This is a genomic window from Flavobacterium ginsenosidimutans, from assembly GCF_003254625.1.
Classification (GTDB): Bacteria; Bacteroidota; Bacteroidia; order Flavobacteriales; family Flavobacteriaceae; genus Flavobacterium; species Flavobacterium ginsenosidimutans.
This window is the reverse complement of record NZ_QJRJ01000076.1, coordinates 79976-101814: the sequence shown is the minus strand read 5'-3', so window position 1 is coordinate 101814 and position 21839 is coordinate 79976. Positions and strand designations below refer to the sequence as shown.

The following is a 21839-nucleotide window of genomic DNA, read 5'->3' as shown; positions in this document are numbered from 1 at the left end:
TGAATACCATGGAAACAACTTTTTTGAAATCAATTTTAGACAATGATTTCTATAAATTTACGATGCAGCATGCTGTAATCAAACTTTTCCCAAAAGCAAAAGTTCGTTACGGATTTATAAATCGTGGTAAACATATTTTTCCAGATGGTTTTGCAGATTTACTTCGCCATTCGGTAGATGCGATGGCCGACCTTCGTTTGACAAAAGAAGAAAAAAGTTATCTGTCGCATTATTGCCAATATCTTGATCCGACTTATTTGGATTTTTTGCAAGGCTATAGTTTTGATCCGTCCGAAGTTCAGATAAGTCAAGAAGGTTCAGAAATTAAAGTTGTTGTTGAAGGCTTTTGGTACAGAACCATTTTGTGGGAAGTGCCTTTAATGGCTCTGATTTCAGAACTATTTTACAAAGCCAATCATCTAATTCGTTTAAATGATGAAGCGGTAAAAAGTCTTACCAAAGAGAAAATTGATAATTACAATAAACTTGGAGTTTCGATTTTAGAATTTGGAACGAGAAGACGCCATTCTTATGATGTACAAGATTTGGTAAATGAAACTTTACGAACTTATGGCGGGAATAGTTTTATAGGAACCAGCAATGTTCATTTTGCAATGGTAAATAACCGAAGACCTTTAGGGACGCACGCTCACGAATGGTTTATGTTTCATGCTGCTCAATATGGTTTTAAAATGGCGAATTCCATTGGACTTGAAAACTGGACAAAAGTTTATGGCGGAGATCTCGGAATCGCTTTAACAGATACTTATACTACAGAAATATTTTTCAATCAATTTGATAAAAAATATTCCAAACTTTTTGACGGAGTTCGACATGATAGTGGCGATCCGATAGAATTTGCTCAAAAAGTAATTTCGCATTATATCAAAATGGGAATCGATCCTAAATCAAAAGCGATTGTTTTTTCAGATTCTTTAAATTACGATAAAGTAAAAAAGATTGTCGATTTCTGTCAGGACAAAATAAAAATGTCATTTGGAATCGGAACAAATTTTACCAACGATGTTGGACTGCCAGCAATGAATATGGTCATAAAATTAACCGATACAAAACCCGACAACACACATTGGCAGGGTGTTGTAAAACTTTCAGACGAAAAAAATAAAAACACTGGAACGCCCGAAATGATTGCTTTGGCAAAAGAAGTACTCGGAATCAAATAGTTTTTTTTTGACGAAAAAGCAGTTTTTTATAATTTTATAGGCCATTTTATTTTAAAATCAATTTAAATAGATTTTAAACTGTTATTATTCATAACAAAAAGAAAATACGCTTTCATTTTTTGTTAAGAAATGGTACATTAGCAAAAAATCCTAAATCATATATGCTAGAGCAAAATCAATATACGGAAGATAATATTCGTTCGCTTGATTGGAAAGAACATATCCGTATGCGTCCGGGAATGTATATCGGAAAACTGGGAGACGGTTCTTCTCCAGATGATGGTATTTATATTCTATTAAAAGAGGTTTTAGATAACTGTATCGATGAGTTTGTAATGGGCTCTGGAAAAACTATCGAGGTAACGATAAAAGATAAAACGGTTTCTGTTCGTGATTACGGACGTGGAATTCCGTTGGGGAAAGTGGTCGATGTAGTTTCGAAAATGAACACAGGTGGAAAGTACGATTCTAAAGCTTTCCAGAAATCGGTAGGTTTGAACGGTGTCGGAACAAAAGCGGTAAATGCACTTTCCAATTATTTCCGCGTAGAATCTGTTCGTGAAGACAAACAAAAAGCAGCGGAGTTTTCTGCTGGAAATCTGGTTTTAGAAGAAGATGTAGTGGAGACCACAAAACGTAAAGGAACAAAAGTAACTTTTACGCCAGACGAAACGATTTTCAAAAACTATAAATTCCGTTTAGAATATGTGATTAAAATGGTTAAAAACTATTGTTATTTGAACAATGGCTTGACTATTATTTTCAATGGAGAAAAATATTATTCAGAAAATGGACTTCGTGATTTGTTAGAAGAAACAATAAGCGAAGAAGATTTAGAATATCCAATTATTCATTTAAAAGAACATGATATCGAGGTTGCGCTTACACACAGTAAAACGCAATACAGCGAAGAATATCACTCTTTTGTGAACGGTCAGAATACAACACAGGGAGGAACGCACTTAGCGGCTTATCGTGAAGCGGTTGTAAAAACGATTCGTGAGTTTTACAATAAGAATTTCGAGGCATCAGACGTTCGTAAATCGATTGTAAGTGCGATTAGTATTAAAGTAATGGAACCAGTTTTTGAGTCTCAGACCAAAACTAAATTAGGTTCTACAGATATGGGTTCTGATGATGGAACGCCGGCAGTTTCTGTTCGTACTTTTGTAAACGACTTTATCAAAACAAAGTTAGATAATTACCTGCATAAAAATCCAACAACTGCCGAAGCTTTATTGCGTAAAATTCTTCAGGCAGAACGTGAGCGTAAGGAATTATCAGGAATTAGAAAACTGGCTACAGATCGTGCTAAAAAGGCGAATCTTCACAACAAAAAATTAAGAGATTGCCGTGCGCATCTTCCAGATACTAAAAACCCAAGAAACTTAGAAAGCACGCTTTTTATTACCGAGGGAGATTCGGCTTCCGGATCGATTACAAAGTCGCGTGACGTAAATACACAAGCCGTTTTCAGTTTACGTGGTAAGCCTTTGAATTCATACGGAATGACGAAGAAAATTGTGTATGAAAATGAAGAATTCAATTTATTGCAAGCAGCGTTAGATATCGAAGACGGATTAGAAAAATTACGTTACAACAATATCGTAATCGCAACCGATGCCGATGTCGACGGAATGCATATTCGTTTGCTTTTAATTACGTTCTTTTTACAATTTTTCCCAGAATTAATCAAAGAAGGGCATTTATATATTTTACAAACACCGCTTTTCAGGGTTAGAAACAAAAAAGAAACAATTTATTGTTATTCTGAAGAAGAAAGAAAAGACGCGATAGAAAAACTAAAACCAAAACCAGAAATCACCCGATTTAAAGGTTTGGGGGAGATTTCGCCAGATGAGTTTAAAAACTTTATTGGAGACACAATCCGCCTTGATCCGGTTATGATGGACAAACATACTTCGATTGAGCAGTTGTTATCTTTTTATATGGGGAAAAATACACCAGACAGACAAGAGTTTATTATCAAGAATTTGAAAGTTGAGATTGATGAGCTTGAGGAGGTTTAAGAAATGAAAATCCTTAACATTGTCACGGAATTTTTTAATTTTGAAAAGCGCAGTCACTGTCTGCGGTTTTCAGAATATAAAACCCAGTCAGTGGCTGGGGAATTGAAAAAAAACTTGAAAAAACAATAAGTTAATTGTTTTAGAAATATTCAAAACTATGAATTATATAAAGAGATTTAGTGTAGTAGGATTGTTTGGTACGAACGATGTTGATATTTTTTTTGATGAAAATAAAAAAATATTAATAGGTGAAAATGGATTAGGGAAAACTCAAATTCTTAATTTGTTATATTATACACTTACAAGAAATTTTTTAAGATTAAATGATTTCAACTTTTATAAGCTTATTATTGAATTTGATAATGATGAAAAAAATCATATTGAAATCAAAAAAGATGAAATTCAGAATTCAATCGATAGAATTTATAAAGAAAGTGAAGTAAAAGAATTCATTAAAGAATTTGGATATGCTCAATTTGAATCTTTAAGTAAAAGATTTAATCAGAAGAAGAGAAATTCATATGAGTTGGAAAGATTACTTGAAACTAATTCAAAGTTTAGAAAATACCCAATTCATAGATTATTTAGATTTTTTGAAGATTTTGAAAAAGAGTTTAAATTTAATCCAGTTTTTAAGAAATTAGATTTAAAAATTCAAAAAAAATTAGGAAATTCAGAGATCATGTATTTTCCAACTTATAGAAGAGTTGAAGAGGATTTGCATAATTTAGGATATAATGATGATGAATTTCTTGAAGAAGATACTACATTGATTCAGTTTGGAATGGATGATGTTCAAAGGAAATTAACTCAATTAGAAAATAAAATAGATAAATTACTAAAAGAGGGATTAACTCAGTTTACAAAAGATGTATTAAATATAGTTATTGATGATAATGAATTTGAAAATAATGTTCTTGAAAAAACTAATGAAGAGGACATCAATTTAATATTATCAAGAGTTGGCTCCTTGCTTTCTGAAATACAAAAGGAATCTATCAAAAATATTGTTATTGCAAAAAAAGTAAATAATCCTTTATCTATTCATTTGCTAAATAAGTTAGTTGAAAGCTATGAGAAACAAAAGCCATTAGATAAATTGATAAAAATATTTAAAGATGCATGTAATAAATACCTTGTAAATAAAGAAGTGTATTATGATGAAAGCAACATTAATATTTATATTAAATCTAAAATAACTAACAATAAAATTGATTTAAAAAATTTATCATCTGGAGAAAAACAAATAGTTTCTATTTTTTCTAAAGTTTATCTTTCTTCTGAAGATAAAAGATTTATTGTTTTATTTGACGAACCCGAGCTTTCACTTAGCATGAAGTGGCAAAAGGCATTGTTACCTGATATTGTAAACTCAAATAAATGTGATTTTTTATTAGCGGTTACTCATTCTCCATTCATTTTTGATAATGAATTGGATAAGTATGCTGTTGGACTTAACGAATATTATTCACTTTCTGAGAATTTATAATATGAGTTTGAGTGTTGAAGAATTAAGAGAAAGTCGAATGAGATCGGTTGTAGCTTACGCTGAATTTGTTGACTCAACTGGAAAATTACCGAATCATTTATTCTGTTTTTTTGAAGGAAAAGATAATCCGTATTATGTTCCCAGGATAAAAAAATACACAGATGATTTTCATCCAATAAAATGTGGAGGTAGATCAAAAGTTTTAGAAGTACATAATCTTATAAAAAATCAAGTAGTATACAATAATTATAAAAAAGCTTTTTTTGTAGATAGAGATTTTAATGAAGAATTGCCTGTACAAAAGCCAATTATTTATGAAACACCATGTTATTCTATAGAAAATTTATTTGTTGATTTTAAAGTTTTTAAACAAATTTTGAGCAATGAATTTCATTTATCAGAGACTACTAATGCATTACATGAGAAATATTTGAAGCTTTATCAAGAAAGACAGCAAGAATTTCATAATGTAACTTTATTATTTAACGCGTGGTATGCATGTTTAATAACAATAAGAAATGAGCAAAATATTCAAACTGGCGTTCAATTAGAAGATAAATTTCCGAAAGGATTAATTCAAATCTCAATAGATAAAATATTGCAAAATTATACCTTTCAAGATTTATTGGATAAATTTCCAAATGCTCCAGAAGTAGAGGAAGAAATTTTGAGCCTAAAAATACTTGAATTTGAAAATTGTGATGCATTAAGAACATTTAGAGGCAAATTTGAAATGGATTTTTTACTCAAATTTATAGATTATATGCTCGCGGATTCCAAAACAAATGGTCAACCTATAAAATTTTCTTTTGGAACCCAATTAAATAATCAACAAGCTATTGCTCTTTTTAGTACTTATGCAGAAACTCCAGATTGTTTAAATGTTTATATCAATAAAGTGATTAACTAAATTTTTAAATTTTAAAATATTTAGTATTTATACTGAACAAAATATATGAAAGACGAAGAAGAGGATAACATAATTCCAAACGACGACGAGAATAATCAAGATGAAAACCTGATGGATGATAATCAGGATGGAGATGACGAGGATATTATCAGCGTAGATGCTAAACACTTTGAAGGACAGCATTTTTACGAAAATCAGGAAGAAGAAGGAGAAGACGTTATTACCAAAGTAACGGGAATGTACAAAGACTGGTTTTTGGATTATGCTTCGTATGTAATTCTAGAACGTGCAGTTCCTGCTATCGAGGACGGATTCAAACCTGTTCAACGTCGTATTATGCACTCTTTAAAAGAGCTAGATGATGGTCGTTATAATAAAGTTGCTAATGTTGTAGGTCACACCATGCAGTATCACCCACACGGAGATGCGAGTATTGGTGATGCCATGGTACAAATTGGTCAAAAAGATTTATTGATTGACTGCCAAGGAAACTGGGGTAATATTTTAACGGGCGATGGAGCGGCAGCTTCGCGTTACATTGAGGCACGTTTATCAAAATTTGCTTTGGAGGTTTTGTATTCTCCAAAAATTACAGATTGGGGAGTTTCGTATGATGGACGTCGTGCAGAACCAAACAATCTTCCTGTAAAATTTCCATTGCTTTTAGCACAGGGGGCTGAAGGTATCGCAGTTGGTTTATCAACGAAAGTTTTACCGCATAACTTCAACGAATTAATTGACGCTTCGATCAAGATTTTAAAAGGAAAACCGTTTACGCTTTATCCTGATTTCATGACCGCAGGTATTGCTGACGTTTCAAATTATAACGACGGTATGCGTGGTGGACGTGTGCGTGTGCGAGCTAAAATTTCGCAATTAGACAAAAATACATTGGTGATTACACAGATTCCGTTTTCGACCAATACATCGAGTTTAATTGATAGTATTTTGAAAGCCAATGAAAAAGGTAAAATCAAAATCAAGAAAATTGAAGACAATACCGCTGCCGATGTTGAAATTTTAATTCATCTTTTTCCAGGCGTTTCACCGGACAAAACGATTGATGCTTTGTTTGCTTTTACAGCCTGCGAAACTTCAGTTGCACCTTTAGGATGTGTTATTGAAGATAATAAACCTTTATTTATTGGGGTTTCTGAAATGTTGAAAATTTCAACACATAGAACTGTTGATTTACTTCGTCAGGAATTAGAAATTCAGCTAGAAGAATTAAAAAATAAGTGGCACTTTTCTACTTTGGAGAAAATCTTCATTCGTGAAGAAATGTATATTGACTTTAAATTATACGGAGATAGAGAATCACTTTATAAATATTTATACGATCGTTTTGAGCCTTTCAAGAAATCATTCGTTAGAGAAATTAATGATGATGATTTACAGCGATTAACTCAAATTCCGATGATTCGTATTACACGTTTCGACTCTGATAAAGCGGATGATTTAATTGCTAAGTTAGAAGACGAAATGAAAGAAGTAGAGCATAATCTGGAACATTTAACAGATTTTGCAATTGCTTACTTTACCAAATTAAAAGAAAAATACGGAAAAGGGCGTGAGCGTCAGACAGAACTTCGTGTTTTTGACAACGTAGAAGCGACAAAAGTAGTTTTACGTAACACAAAACTTTACGTAAACCGAGAAGAAGGTTTCGTAGGAACGAGTTTAAAGAAAGATGAATATGTAGGTGATTGTTCTGATATTGATGATGTTATCGTGTTTTTACGAGACGGAACATTGATGATCACAAAAGTAGATGCCAAAACTTTTATTGGAAAAGACATTATACATGCCGCAGTTTTTGATAAAAACGATAAACGTACCATTTATAATATGATGTATCGTGATGGAAAATCAGGTCCGTCTTATATAAAACGTTTTAATGTTACGGGAGTAACTCGTGATAAAGCTTACGATTTGACTAATGGAACAAATGGTTCGCAAGTAGTTTATTTTTCACACAATCCAAATGGAGAAGCTGAGGTTGTGACTATTTTATTACGTCAAGTTGGAACGATTAAGAAACTGAAATTCGATATTGATTTTGCTAATTTAGCCATTAAAGGACGTGGTTCTAAAGGGAATTTAGTGACCAAATATCCAATCAAGAAAATCGAATTAAAAGAAAAAGGAATTTCGACATTACTGCCAAGAAAAGTTTGGTTTGATGATACCGTAAAACGTTTAAATGTTGACGCCAGAGGAGAACTGTTAGGAGAATTTAAACCGACAGACAAAATCTTAGTAATTAATCAATCAGGGAAATTGAAAGTAATTATTCCTGAATTATCGACTCATTTCGATGAAGACATGATCGTTCTGGAAAAATGGAAACCTAAAAAACCGATTTCTGCGATTTATTATGATGGAGAAAAAGAGCGTTACTTCTTAAAGCGTTTCCTTGTAGAAAATGAAGGAAAAGAAGAAAGTTTTATTACCGATCATCCGAATTCGCAGTTAGAAATTGTTTCGACAGATTATCGTCCAGTAGCACAATTGGTTTTTGCGAAAGTAAAAGGAGTTCAAAAAGACGATTTGCATATAGATGTAGAAGACTTTATAGCCGTAAAAGGTTTCAAAGCTTTAGGAAATCAATTGACAACGGACAAATTAAGACAGGTGAATTTATTAGAACCTCTTCCTTATGAAGAACCAGTTGAAGAGATTCCAGAAAAAACAGAAATTCCAGAAGACGATCCAGTCGAAACTGAATTAGATGACGACGGCCAGATTGGTTTAGTTTTAGAATAGAAAAATGAAAAACGCTAAGATTTGGTTCTTAGCGTTTTTTTATTTTTAGATTATTTTTTTTAACATTTTTTTGATAAGTCTTATTCTGTTATAATTTAGGCTTCTAGTGGAGCTTTACTCCTATTTTGATCTTTAGATTAGCTATTAATTTAAAATCAAAAACCATGAAAAAATTTTTATGTTTATTAGGTGCAATTGCATTTGTGTTTACATCTTGTTCAAAAGATGATAATGATTCATCTGATTCAACCTCTTCAATTTTAGTTAAAAAGACAACTATAACCGAAAGTGACGGTAGTACTTATTCGGAAGAAATTAAATATAATGGAAATAAAATTGTAAGTATTACTGATGAATACGGTTACCTGACAAAATATAGCTATACAGGAGACTTAATTACAAAAATGGAAGAAATTGATGAAAATGGTGAATTAGATATTCTGACTGATTATAGTTATACAAATGGTAAGCTTACAACTTCGACAACAAAAGAAACTGGAGCACCAAATTATAATAAAATAGAATTTGTTCATAATTCTGATGGAACCGTTTCTTATGAAAAAATTAGAATAAATTCCAGTACTGCAGTACAAGAAGGAAGTAAGACAATTGGAAAACTAACATTCAAGAATGCGAATCTAGTAAAAAATGAGTATTCAGATGGAATGGAACATGTTCTAACTTATGAGTATGATGCTAACAATGCTCCAAGGAAAAATATTACGGGACTTAATTTGTTATTAGATATTGAAGAGCCGAGTAGTACTGTAAACAATGTTATTAAAATAATTCACACTGCAGGATCGGGAACAAACGTTAATATTTATGTAGCAACCTTTACTTACAAATATAATGCAGATAATTATCCAACCGAAGAATCTGTAACCTTTGGTGGCGGATCAACAGAGATCACACAATACTTTTATTAAAATTTTGATTAAAACAAAGCAAATACTTCATTAACAGGTTGAAGTATTTGCTTTTTTTATTATTAAAATAATTACATCTTGATGGCAAAAAAAATATTTCTTTTTTTATTCTTATTTATATCGGTATCATACTCTCAAACTAAGCGTCCAACAGTCATGGTCAATGCGCGCGCTCAAAAAGATAAAATTTTAATCCGCTGGGCAATAAATTCCCCAATTGAATGGCAGAAAGCAAATAAAAAAGGATTTATAATTACCCGAACTACTGTATTGCGGGATGGAATTATTTTATCTAATCCTGAAAAAATAGTACTAACCCCAAAGCCATTACTGCCGCAACCTTTGGATTCTTGGCTGGATTTAGTACAAAAGGATAATAACGTTGCTATCATAGCGCAATCGATATATGGAGAAAGCTTTGAAGTAACCGCAGCAAAAGAAGGTGATTTGTCTAGAATTGTCAATATGGCCGATGAACTTGATCAGCGTTACACTTTTGCATTATATGCTGCAGATATGAGTTTTGAAGGTGCTGTAAAAGCAGGCTGGGGATTTGTAGATACCAATGTAAAAAAGAACGAAGTATACGCTTATCAAGTTAATGTTTTTGAAACTCCAAAAGTAAAAGAATCATCATATGTAATTGGTTTAAAGGATTATAGTGTATTGCCAGCGCCAACAGATTTTATTGCAATTCCCGATGATAAAAAAGTAATGCTTTCCTGGGATTATGAAACCTTCAAAAGAATTTATACCTCTTTTATGGTCGAGAAATCTTCTGACGGAATAAATTACGCGCCAATATCAAATACAGCTCTTGTCAATTTAAATGATAAGGAAGATCATCCGTCAAAAACGATGTATTATGTAGATACACTAAGTGTCAACGATAAAATATATCATTATAGATTATACGGTATTACCTCGTTTGGAGAAAAAGGTGAAGTAACAAAACCTATTACAGCAAAAGGCGTGGATGCCGTTGTTACTTCGGCAAGATTGATTGACTATAACATTATTAATTCAAATGAAGTTAGTTTAGAATGGGAGTATCCTGTAGCATCAGAAAGTTTTATTCAAGGTTACGAAATCAATTTGGCAGATAATGATAAAGGACCTTATAAAGTAGTTTCAAAAATTATCCCTCCATCAGAGAGAAAACTAAACTATAAGGAAAATTTATTTCCATCCAATTATTTTACAATATCAGTTGTAGGTAAAAATAATCAGAGGTTAACCTCACAAAGTATGTTGGTGCAGCCAGTAGATTCGATACCGCCTTCTAAACCAATTGGACTAGAGGGTGTAATTGATAGTCTTGGAACGGTACGATTGAAATGGAAACCAAATCAGGAAAAAGATTTACGTGGATATCGAATTTTAAAAGCAAATACAGCAGGAGAAGAGTTTGTAGATATTTATCATAAATCTTATGTGGGCAATACATATAAGGATAGCGTAAGTCTAAAAATGACTAACAGCAAAGTGTATTATAGAATTGCTGCCGAAGATATGCGCTTTAATATTTCAGAACCTTCAGATATTTTGGTTTTAGATAAACCGGATAAAATTCCGCCTGCATCACCCATTTTTAAAGATTATGATAGCAAAGATGGAAAAGTTTACTTAAAGTGGATTCGTAGTTACAGTGAAGACGTCGCAGGATATAGTTTAAGACGAAGAGAAAAAGGGCAAGAAAAATGGCAGGAGATAAAACAGATAAACGATACAATTCAGGAATTTACAGATGACAGAGTAGAAAATAAGAAAACGTATCAATATGCTATTCTGGCAAGGGATAAAAGTAATAATTGGTCATCATTAGATCATTCTACTATTACAGTACAGGTTTTAGATTTTACGCCAATTAAAGTAATTTCTTTTTTACAAGGGCTGCCTGATAGAGAAAACAAAAAAATAGTCCTTATGTGGGATTATAACAAAAATAAAGGCAAGGTAATGAGTTTGAGTATTTATAAAAATATAAAAGGAACTAAGCCAACTCTATGGAAAGAATTAAATGGAGATGTGTTTACTATAGAAGATAAAAATTTGAAAATAAATATGGAATACGAGTATCACTTGATTCCAAGCTTGCAGAGTAACAACCCCGTAAAAGAAGAAGTTTTAACTGTTGTCTATTAAGATTATGAAGAAGATTTACTTATTAGTTTTTTTATTGATTTCGGGATTTGGTTTTGGGCAAATTAATTTAGAAGGTGAGGCTCATTATAAATTGTCAATTATCGGAGAAGTTGGAGGCGCAGGCTCAGGAAGTTGTGGGACTTTTAGAGGATTGCAATGGATTTCTTCAGAATTTGAAATTAATTCTCGAATACAAAATCATTTTGGTACTTATCAAAGTAATTCTCAGAGTTTTATGAATCAATCCATTAATTATGATAATATTATTTATTATGAGAATGATCCAATTGTTAAACTGCATTTTGGAACGGTAAATAGAAAAGGGAATTCAGCTTGTAGTTCTTATTATAATAATGGTTACTTAGTTGTTTCAAGAAATTTTACAAGAATCTATAATTTCACAGAATTTCAAAATATTGAAAATGGGAACAGGCAAATCCCAGGTGAGGTCACGGTAACATCAATACCTGTAATTAATCTTTCAAACCCAGATTCGAATAATAACATTATCGGTACAAAAAGTTCTATAGTTATACCCAAAATGGATGGTGTTTCGAGCGAATATTTTCAATGGATGTATCATATTGAGGGAGAACAGGAATATAAAAGAGTAGGGGTGTCATGGCGCTGGGTTGATGTTTGGAGAAGTTTGCCTTTTGAGTATCAAGGAGTAAATTCATTAAATGTAAATTGTGAAGACTTTTTACCCGTTGAGGCTGTAGGAAAAAAAATTACTTTGAGAGCTAACACTTACGGGACTACAGTAGAATTATTATATGCGAAATCAGCACCAACCATTGACTCTGTTGATGCTCAAGATACCAAATGTTTTGATACAAATGACGGAAGGGCTATAATAAAATTTAATTCAAAATTGGTAGCAGGAGAAACATTGACATGCTCAATTTCTGAGTTAGATGATGCAGGAAATATCATAGAAGTAATTTACTCTACTCAAGATGGAGAAACTATTTTTATAGAAGATAATTTAAAGTATGAAATTCCTTATAATTTTCCAAAGGGGAAATATAGAATAAAATTATTGGGTTGGTATAAAGAACCAAATAAAACAGGGGCTAATACATATGTGATGGACCCCGAACACCAAAAAGATTTTGAAATAGCACCTCCTTCACCATTAGATTTCACGTTAAATATAAGTAATGTAAATTGTTATGGATCTCAAGATGGTATTATAACAATAACTCCAACGGGAGGAACACGTAAAACTTTAGGAAATGATTATTATTCGTTAGACAACGGAGCCAGCTGGATAGCTTTTCCTAATAATAAACCTTATACCATTACTGGCTTAAGTTCTGGAACTTACAAGATAAAAGTAAAAGACATGAATGGATGTATAGCTAGAGTTCAAAGGTTAGTTGAAGGAAAAGTAGAACTGGGAGAAGAAAAAGTTATTGAAACAACAATAACTGAGCCTTCAGCTCCACTAATGGTAAATTATACTTACAAACAAGACCCAACTTTTAATGGAGCTTTTAATGGTAAAATCACTGCAGCGATTACTGGAGGGACAATAAAAGATGATAAATCGTATGATTATAAATGGGTTAAAACTACTGGCGAAGAATTTGGAATTACAGCCCAATATAATACAGCAGATAAAACGTATACTATTTCGTTAGAGGATGCTCCTGCAGGAGAATATAAATTGACAGTAACAGATAAAAATTACAATCAAGCAGTTAATAAGGTTGGCTGTTCTATTATCGAATCTTCCCAAATTTTAACTCAGCCTGAGCCTATTGAAATAACCTTAACAGAAACACAAGTTATTTCTTGCAACACAGAAAATTTAGACACAGAATCAGAAAAATTTTCAGACGGGGCTTTAACTGCAAATGTTACGGGAGGAACGGCTCCCTATCAATACGTTTGGTCAAAATATAATATTGTAACAAATGTTTGGGATGTTTTGAATGATCAGACTACTAAAATAGCTCAAAATCTTTCAAAAGGGAATTACGCTGTAAATATTATAGATGCTAACGGAATTGTAAAAGGAACTTATAATACTACAGATTTAGTAACAGCAACTCTAACGACAAAAGAAATTTTAGAACCTGTAAAATTAGACTTGATATTTGACTCAGGAAATGTTTCTTGTAACGAAGGAAATAATGGATGGGCAACAGCAAATGTTACAGGAGGAACAGCGCCCTATAAATATACTTGGTATAATGTTAATGACGGAATTATAAACAACAATAAAATTTCGCAATTAACTGCTGGAGAATATTTTGTAGAGGTTATAGATGAGAAAGGCTGTTTTGTAAAGGGAAGTATCATTATAACAGAACCTCAGATTCCCGTAGCAATTGAATATGAAGAAATTTTGTCACCTACTTTCTCTGGTGGAACTAACGGACGCATTGTAGCTAAGATAACAGGAGGGACGCCAAATATAGATCAATCGTATGAATACGAATGGAAAAATGCTAAAGGAGAAATACAAATTCCAACTACAGAAATAATAGATGGTATTTATACCATTAGATTAGATAATATTCCTGCCGATGATTATTTTTTAACCATTAAAGATAAAAATTATAATGAAGTAACTAATCAAATTATAAATTGTTCGGTATTAAAATCAGAAGTAAAACTAACAGAACCAGATCCTTTAAGAGTTGTTTTCGAAATTGTGCGTACTATTTCTTGTAACACAGATAATGAATTTGGTGATGATACAGATATTAATCCAAAAGATGATCAGAGAGATGAGTCACAGGATGGTATTTTAACAGCTCATGTTACAGGTGGTACTCCATTAGCAGCTTCTGCAAATAAAGGACTGTCCTACTATTTTTATTGGAAAAAACAGCAAGCTGATGGCTCGTGGATGGCTTTGCCTAATATTACAGGAGAAACAGCTTCAAATCTTTCGCACGGAAATTATGCCTTAAATGTAAAAGATAGAAACGGTATCGTATTAGGAAATTATGTTAATAATAAGCTAGTACAGGAAATTGATGCAACACAATTGATGCAAGAGCCTCCAAAATTAGCTGTAACAATAACCAAAGGCGATGTTTTTTGCAATGGAGGAAATGATGGCTGGGCAACGGCGAATGTAGTAGGAGGAACTCCTCCTTATGATTATAAGTGGTCTAATGACGTTGAGACGGATAAAAATACGGTTCTAAAAGCTGGGGAATACTGGGTGTTTATAACAGATGCGAAAGGATGTACAACTCAGGAAAGCGTCACTATTATTGAGCCATCAGCACCTTTATCAATAAAATATACAGAGGTTTTAAATCCAAGTTTTTATAAGGCAACAAACGGAAAAATCGTAGTAGAAGTTACTGGAGGTACTATTTCTGCAAATAATTCTTATTGGTATGAATGGAAAAATAGTAAAGGAATTATACAGATAGCTACTGCAAGTTTTAATAATGATATTTATACGATTTCTTTAAATGGACTTTCTGACGAAACATACACTTTAAATGTGCATGATGCCAATTATGATGCAGCAACAAATAAATCTAGCTGTAACATTTCGAATTCAATTATCACTTTGGAAGAACCAGATCCGCTTGAAGTTACTTTCGAAATAGTGCGTACTATTTCTTGTAATGTAAATAACGAATTCGGAAATGAAACCGATATAAATCCACAAGACAATCAAAGAGATGAATCGCAGGATGGAATTTTAACTGCGCATGTAAAAGGAGGAATTCAGCTCCCATCAGATAAAAACAATGGATTTCCTTATTATTACACATGGAAGAAAAAGCAAAATGACGGCTCTTGGGTGATATGGAGTGATCAGGACGAAACTCTTGAAAATATTTCAGAAGGAACGTGTGCTTTGAATATTGAAGATGCTAATGGAGTAAAATTAGGCACGTATACTAATAATATTTTAGTTAAAGAGACAGATGCAGTTCAATATATAGGGCAGCCGGCAAAACTAAATTTGACGTTTACAAAACTCAATGCCAGCTGTAATAAAGGTGATGATGGATGGGCAGAAGCTCATGTCTCTGGCGGAACAGCGCCTTATACATACGAGTGGACAAACGGAGAAACAACTTCTAAAATTGAAAACATTACCACAAACAATTATTTTGTATTAGTCACAGATGCAAAAGGATGCGTGGTTCAAGGAAGCATTTTTGTGGGCGATCCAAAAGGAATTTTCACGACTGAAACAGTAAAGAATCCAACGTGCTATAATGGTAATGACGGTTCAATACACCTGAATGTTACAGGTGGAAATTTGCCTTATACTTACTTATGGAATACAGGAGCGACGACCAAAGATTTAAATAATCTTACGGCAGGTAATTATGAGGTGACCATTAGCTGTCCGGATTGCTGTGTGTATAAAAAGAGATTTGTTTTAAAAGATCCAAACCCAATTATAGTCGATTTAGGAAAAGACAGAACCCTATGTAACGATCAGGTTTTAGAACTTGACGCAACTATCGCAGATCAAAATGCCCAATACAGCTGGACATCCACAAACGGATTTACCTCAAACCAAGCAAAAGTTAGTGTAGCGAAAGCAGGAACGTATCGTGTAAAAGTAACATCAGCCCTTGGCTGTATTGGCGAAGATGAAATTGTAATAAAAACAAGTCAGGCCATAATTAGTTCTGAATTCTTATTAAGTTCTCAGGCATATCTGGACGAAGAAGTTATTCTTGTTAATACCAGTGATCCATTTGGCGAAAGCACAAAATGGATAGTTCCTGAAGGAGTAAAAACGGTAGAGCAAAAAGAAAAATACATTACACTTAAATTTAATGACATAGGTACTTATACCATAGGGTTACAGCAAACGCAGGGAGAATGCTTCGCCGTATACAATAAAAATATTACGGTAGAACAGAGAAGTACATTTCCAAATGCGAGTAGTGCGTCAAAATTTATTATAGATTTTATCGTAACGCCAAATCCTAGCAACGGAAACTTTAAAGCTCTTATCAATTTAGAAAACAACAGTGCAGTAAATCTAAGACTGTTTTCGACCACGGGAGAATTTACTATGCAGAAAAAAGATTCAGGCAGGAAAAACTACGAAGTAGATTTTAATACTTCATTGCAATCCGGAATGTACCTTTTGGTGCTAGAAACAGAACAGCAAACTCTTGTTAAAAAAATTATCATCTACTAAAAATGAAAAAGCTTTTAAAATATACATTCTTACTTATTTTACTTACCCAATGTTCTCCTTTCGGGGGCTGGGGGAATGTCTACGCCCAACTATACCCTGTTCAATTAACGCCAGTTTTTAAAAGTCCGTATAGCGTTAAAATATCTGACTACGCAACTAGTATGGATGCCAAATTTCAATTGCTGATAAACCCTACCGATATTACCATTTCGCAAAGAAAGGTACGCTTAAAACTATACATACAAGGTAATGGAGTCAATATAAGAAGCAGTGATTATATAACAGGGCAAAAGCCTATTTTTATTAATGGAGGAGAATTTCAAACCCTGACCAATACCGATATTTCTGCTTTATTCAGGTTAGAAAATTTACAAGGCATAACATCGTCGCAATATGCGAACCCACTGCCAGATGGAATGTATGATTTTTGTTTCGAAATGTATGATTACATCACCAATCAAAAAATATCTCAAAAAAGCTGTGCCAGTATCTATCTCGTATTAAACGATCCACCACTTTTAAACACACCGCAAAAAAACGAACAGATTGCGGCAAGTGATTTTCCTAATATTATGTTTACCTGGACTCCTCGACAGATAAACGCAACAAATGTTTCCTATAAGTTTGAATTAAAACAGCTTTTAGATCCTTCGCTCGATCCTCAGTTTGCTTTTCAAATGTCACCTGTTTTATACGAAGAAACACTTTTTGGAACAGCTCTGTTTTATAATTTAAGCATGCCAATCCTGACTCCGGGATTGCGATATGCATGGCGGGTAAGAGCAATTTCGACAACAGGATTATCTGAAAACTCGGTATTTAAAAATGATGGTTACAGTGAAATCTATTCATTTAAATATACTGTATCCTGTGCCGCACCAACTTTTTTACTAAGTGAAGCGCAAAGTCCAACCAGCGTTAAAATAACATGGCAGGGAATTCCAGATCATACCAAATACCAGTTGCAATATAAAAAACAAGATGTTCGTAATGCACAATGGTTTTCGACAAATAGTTTAAACACCAAAAGTTTAATTACCAATTTAGAGCCGGGTGTAACGTATCAGTTTCGAGTTGGTTCAAGCTGTGATTCAGCTACTGACGGCGTACAGTCATTTACTTATTCTAACAACAGCACTTTTACGACACCTACAGAGACCAATGGAGTTCCGGCTTACAATTGTGGAATTATTCCTAAAATTAATATTCAAAATCAAAAACCGTTAACCAATCTTATTCAGAGCGAAACCTTTACAGCAGGAGATTTTCCAGTAACCATTCTGGAATTAAAAGGAGAAAACAGTCCATATTCTGGAAGAGGATATATAATTGTTCCTTATCTGGCGGATACTAAAATTGCCGTTGAGTTTAATAATATCGTAGTCAATACAGATTATCAATTGATCAGTGGAGTTGTAGAGACGAGTTACAATCCCGATTGGAAAAATGTTGTTGATGTAGAAGATTTTACAGGAGAAGGGCAAAGCGGAAAAATAAAAGAAGAAATATCATTTGAGATTGATAAAATTGTAATCAATGCAAATGGAGATATTATTGTTAATGGCAAAGGCGGCGAGCAAGTTACTATTCCAGGAGGAAAAGATACTGTAATAACAGACAGTACAGGAAAGATTTATTATGTAGATAAAGAAGGAAATGGAAGTAATGAAGGTATTGCAACTGCTGAAGGAGGAAAACCTACACCGCAAAATACAGATGGTGTTGATAAAAATGGTCAGGCCACCGCTTTTACAGCTCAAGGAATTACAATTGCTTTTTCTGCCAATAGCAGTAAATATGCATTTGATGTACTGCCAGATAATGCAACATCTACGCTGCAAAAATTATATAAACAGGCTGGAAAAAACTTCCTTCCTTACAAAGCTGTTTTAAATGGCGATACTGATACCGTTTTGGCAGCGGTTACAACTACAGATTCAGAGATTAATCTGGACGATATTGTTTTTAAAACAGAAAGCGGTGCTAAAGTAGATGCTGTGCGAAATGATAAGATATTTATTTTAACTGTAAGAGGAACTCTTAATTATGCCGAAGAGCAAATACTGGCAACTATAAAACAAGGCGATAAGTGGAAAGTGATTGGCGCATTTGTATTAGTGCATATTTCTCCAAAAGAAGTAAATGTTGCTTTAGTACCTACAGATGAAATCTCGCAAAGCAAACTTGATGAGGTTATTACAAACACACAGAAAATTTATAATAAAGTAGGAGTAAAAATAAATTTTACTAAACAGCCTGTTTTAAAAATTGACAGCGTGGTTTCTGGGAACAGTATACAAACAGAAAAAAACACAATAACGTCAACTTATAGTACAGAACAGCAAAAAATTAATAGTCTATATCAATCAACAGAATCAAGCTATGTACTTTTTATTACCAATAAAACTTCAAGTACAGGACAGCAAGGTTATATGCGTTTGAATGGACAGTTTGGTTATGTGTTTAATTCAGAAACTGCATTATCGAAAACGCCAGCACACGAACTCGGCCATGGAATTTTTAAATTAGAACATCCTTTTGAAGTTTACAAAACAGCTGAAAAAAGTACTGATTTGTTAATGGATTACAATTCAGGAACTGTTTTAAATCATCAGGATTGGAAACAGATTAATGATCCTGCGTTTAGGTTGTATGCGTTTCAAGGGCAATCAAGTGGAGAAATAAATGGAGGGTATGCAATTGCCCCAGATTTTAGTTTTGTTAGTAATGGAAATGAAACAACAGTTGCCAATCTTAATTTGGCTCAAAAGGGATTTTTAGGCGGTTTTGTTTCATATAAGAGCGGAAATAAAATTACTTACAAATGGGACGGTACTAAATATGTTGATGATAAGAATAATGTATTTGAAAAACCAAATTTAATCCCGGTACTGAATAAAAGTATAATTTGGTTGTTTTTTGATAATGATAAAACTATAAATGCAAATAAATATTTAAGAACTGTTTATAGTGAAGAGCTTAAAAAAGTTATTGAAACGGGTAAGTCTGATAAACTAAGTGCTTTTATTGATAAATATGTAATTGCAGATAATTTTAAACAAAAAGAAGAGAGAAGAGATACATATTGGGGATATATTGCATGTAGTACCTGTAATAGTGGCGACACAGGAAAAGATGAGAAAGCTGCAAATCTTATTTTAAGTACTTTGAAAAAAATAAAAGCGGCGGTAATTTCAAATCAAAATATAGCAATGAAAGATTTACCAAAACCTGCGAACTCAATAAAAGAAGAAAATTTGCTTGTAGGAGGTATGAAATATAGTTTTATTCAAATGGAAGTTCAAAATAATACTGCGGAAATTCACCCTGGTGGAAAAATAAATAGAATTGAGCGAAAAAACGGTTACGGAACAACTTTATACGGTTTAGATATAGATGGTAATATTCAGATATATGTAGACAAAAATCAGCTTGAATTTATTTATAATTATTTGTTGAGTCTAACAAGTGATAACTTTATACTGTTTGTAAATGGATATGACCCTTCAAAAATATCAGATGATAACAATGAAGTTTTTGAATACGATAAACTGGATTATTGGGGAACTATAGATGATAAATTCGCAACAGCAATAAACAATAAAAGCCATCTTATATATGCTGATGGTAACAAAGATATCAATACAAGTAATCATATAAATACCTGTAATTTTGTAAAAAGCTTAACTAGTGTAAAAAAGAGTTATAGTGTTGTTGCCAATATATTAGCTCCTTTAGGAGGGAAACTTGGAGAAGCACTTGCTGCCGGTTGTACCTCTATGAATGCTGCACCTTATCATAATACAAATCCAAATGAACCTGGTTTTGATAGCAGAAAAGCAGATGGTAGAATGGCGGCCGGAAAATTGATAAATAAGTTAAAAGATGGTACTATTAGTTGTTCTAAAACGATGAAAGACGATAAAATAAAAATTAACGGAGTAGTAGATATTGTGGCACACAGTATGGGCTTTGCTTATAGCTTGGGTATGATTGAAGTTTTTATGGAAGAAGGTATAGAAGTAGGGAATTATTACGTTCTTGCTCCTGAAAATGCCTGCTCAGGAACACTACCCTTTAGTATTCGTGATAGAACTTGGCAATATGGAACTAATGAAATTAAAGACCCAATGGAAATACAAGATGGAGTGGCGCCTCAGTGTCCAATCAAAGGAATAGATATTTTAAAAAGAATATACATACCGGTTAAAGATAGATTACCATCGCAATTAGGCTTTACTGAAAGTCACTCAATAGTGAATTATGAATGGATTTTTAATTTATCAAATGATAAGGGTTATGTCATACCAAGGAACTAGGATACTAATGTTGAGCTTATTATTGTTGCTTTTTTCTTGCAAGGATAAAGTCAGAACAAAAGAAGAACAAGCAGATATTGATAGATTACGAATGAAAAAATCTGAAAAAGAGAGAGAAATATACTTTAATTATTCAAAAGCTTTAATGGGCGAAAAAGAATATTTTAAGGTATATAATATGGCAAAAGACAGTGTGCAAAATTGGGCAGAAAATAAACTTAGATATTCAACAACATATAAAAAGTTTATGTTTTTAGATACTTTAATTTGTTTCAATAAAGAAAAAAACAAATGTCTTTTAGCTTTAGGATATCATAATTATGGGATACATAGCTCAGGCGTTCACAAGGGAGAAGAAGTAACCCATGATATAATGAATCAATTTTTTGGTGCCAAATTCAAAGGTAAATGGTTTTTTTATTATGGAGCAAGTATTTATCTACCACGTGATTATTATCAGGACGATATTCATAAACCATTAAACTGGGCATTGATGAAACAAATAGCAATAGAAGAGGTTTTTAGAGGATATTTAATAGAAGTGTCATCTGATAATTCTTCAGAGAGGAGAAAAAAATATAAGATAAATAACAAACTATTTATTTATATGGAAGCAAATAATGGAGATGGTACTTTTGGAGGTGGTGGAAATACGTTTGAAGAAATGGTATTGAGACTAGTGAATGAGAATTGGAGAGGAGAAAGAGATACTATAAAGTAACAGGACCAAAGACCAAAGTGCATGGGCTCGTGCGGTAGCGGAGCCATTAAAGGTGTAGATATTTTAAAAAGAATATACATACCTGTTAAAGACAGATTACCGTCACAATTAGGCTTTACTGAAAGCCACTCAATCGTGAATTATGAATGGATTTTTGATTTAAAACAAAAAGAGGGATATGTTAAGCCAAGGAATTA

10 protein-coding genes are annotated in these 21839 nt (G+C 32.8%); all 10 read left to right on the top strand.

The window, feature by feature from the left end:
• Positions 1 to 8 precede the first annotated feature (8 nt).
• The 10 genes from pncB to DM444_RS11135 all read left to right on the top strand — a co-directional run bounded on the left by pncB (position 9) and on the right by DM444_RS11135 (position 21642).
• Positions 9 to 1184, top strand: coding sequence for a nicotinate phosphoribosyltransferase (gene pncB / locus DM444_RS11180; RefSeq protein WP_111286619.1), 1176 nt, complete (start codon positions 9 to 11; stop codon positions 1182 to 1184).
• 161 nt (positions 1185 to 1345) lie between these two features.
• Positions 1346 to 3214, top strand: a complete 1869-nt coding sequence (locus DM444_RS11175; RefSeq protein ID WP_111286617.1) for a DNA topoisomerase IV subunit B — start codon at positions 1346 to 1348, stop codon at positions 3212 to 3214.
• Between the two features lie 157 nt (positions 3215 to 3371).
• Positions 3372 to 4703, top strand: a complete 1332-nt coding sequence (locus DM444_RS11170) for an AAA family ATPase (RefSeq protein ID WP_111286615.1) — start codon at positions 3372 to 3374, stop codon at positions 4701 to 4703.
• Between the two features lies 1 nt (position 4704).
• Positions 4705 to 5613 (top strand): DUF4435 domain-containing protein, encoded by a 909-nt coding sequence (locus DM444_RS11165; RefSeq protein ID WP_111286613.1) that lies wholly within the window; start codon positions 4705 to 4707, stop codon positions 5611 to 5613.
• A 45-nt stretch (positions 5614 to 5658) separates the two neighbouring features.
• Positions 5659 to 8379, top strand: coding sequence for a DNA gyrase/topoisomerase IV subunit A (locus tag DM444_RS11160; RefSeq protein WP_111286611.1), 2721 nt, complete (start codon positions 5659 to 5661; stop codon positions 8377 to 8379).
• Positions 8380 to 8543: 164 nt separating this feature from the next.
• Positions 8544 to 9308, top strand: a complete 765-nt coding sequence (locus DM444_RS11155) for a hypothetical protein (RefSeq protein ID WP_111286609.1) — start codon at positions 8544 to 8546, stop codon at positions 9306 to 9308.
• An 81-nt stretch (positions 9309 to 9389) separates the two neighbouring features.
• Positions 9390 to 11453 (top strand): fibronectin type III domain-containing protein, encoded by a 2064-nt coding sequence (locus tag DM444_RS11150; RefSeq protein ID WP_111286607.1) that lies wholly within the window; start codon positions 9390 to 9392, stop codon positions 11451 to 11453.
• A 4-nt stretch (positions 11454 to 11457) separates the two neighbouring features.
• Positions 11458 to 16602: a T9SS type A sorting domain-containing protein gene (locus DM444_RS11145; RefSeq protein ID WP_111286605.1), complete on the top strand. Its 5145-nt coding sequence runs from the start codon at positions 11458 to 11460 to the stop codon at positions 16600 to 16602.
• 2 nt (positions 16603 to 16604) lie between these two features.
• The gene (locus tag DM444_RS11140) at positions 16605 to 20921 is read left to right on the top strand and encodes a fibronectin type III domain-containing protein (RefSeq protein ID WP_111286603.1); all 4317 of its coding nucleotides are present in this window, start codon (positions 16605 to 16607) and stop codon (positions 20919 to 20921) included.
• Positions 20902 to 21642, top strand: a complete 741-nt coding sequence (locus tag DM444_RS11135) for a hypothetical protein (RefSeq protein ID WP_162614955.1) — start codon at positions 20902 to 20904, stop codon at positions 21640 to 21642. Before DM444_RS11140 ends, DM444_RS11135 begins: the two co-directional genes overlap by 20 nt.
• The last annotated feature ends 197 nt before the right edge of the window (positions 21643 to 21839 follow it).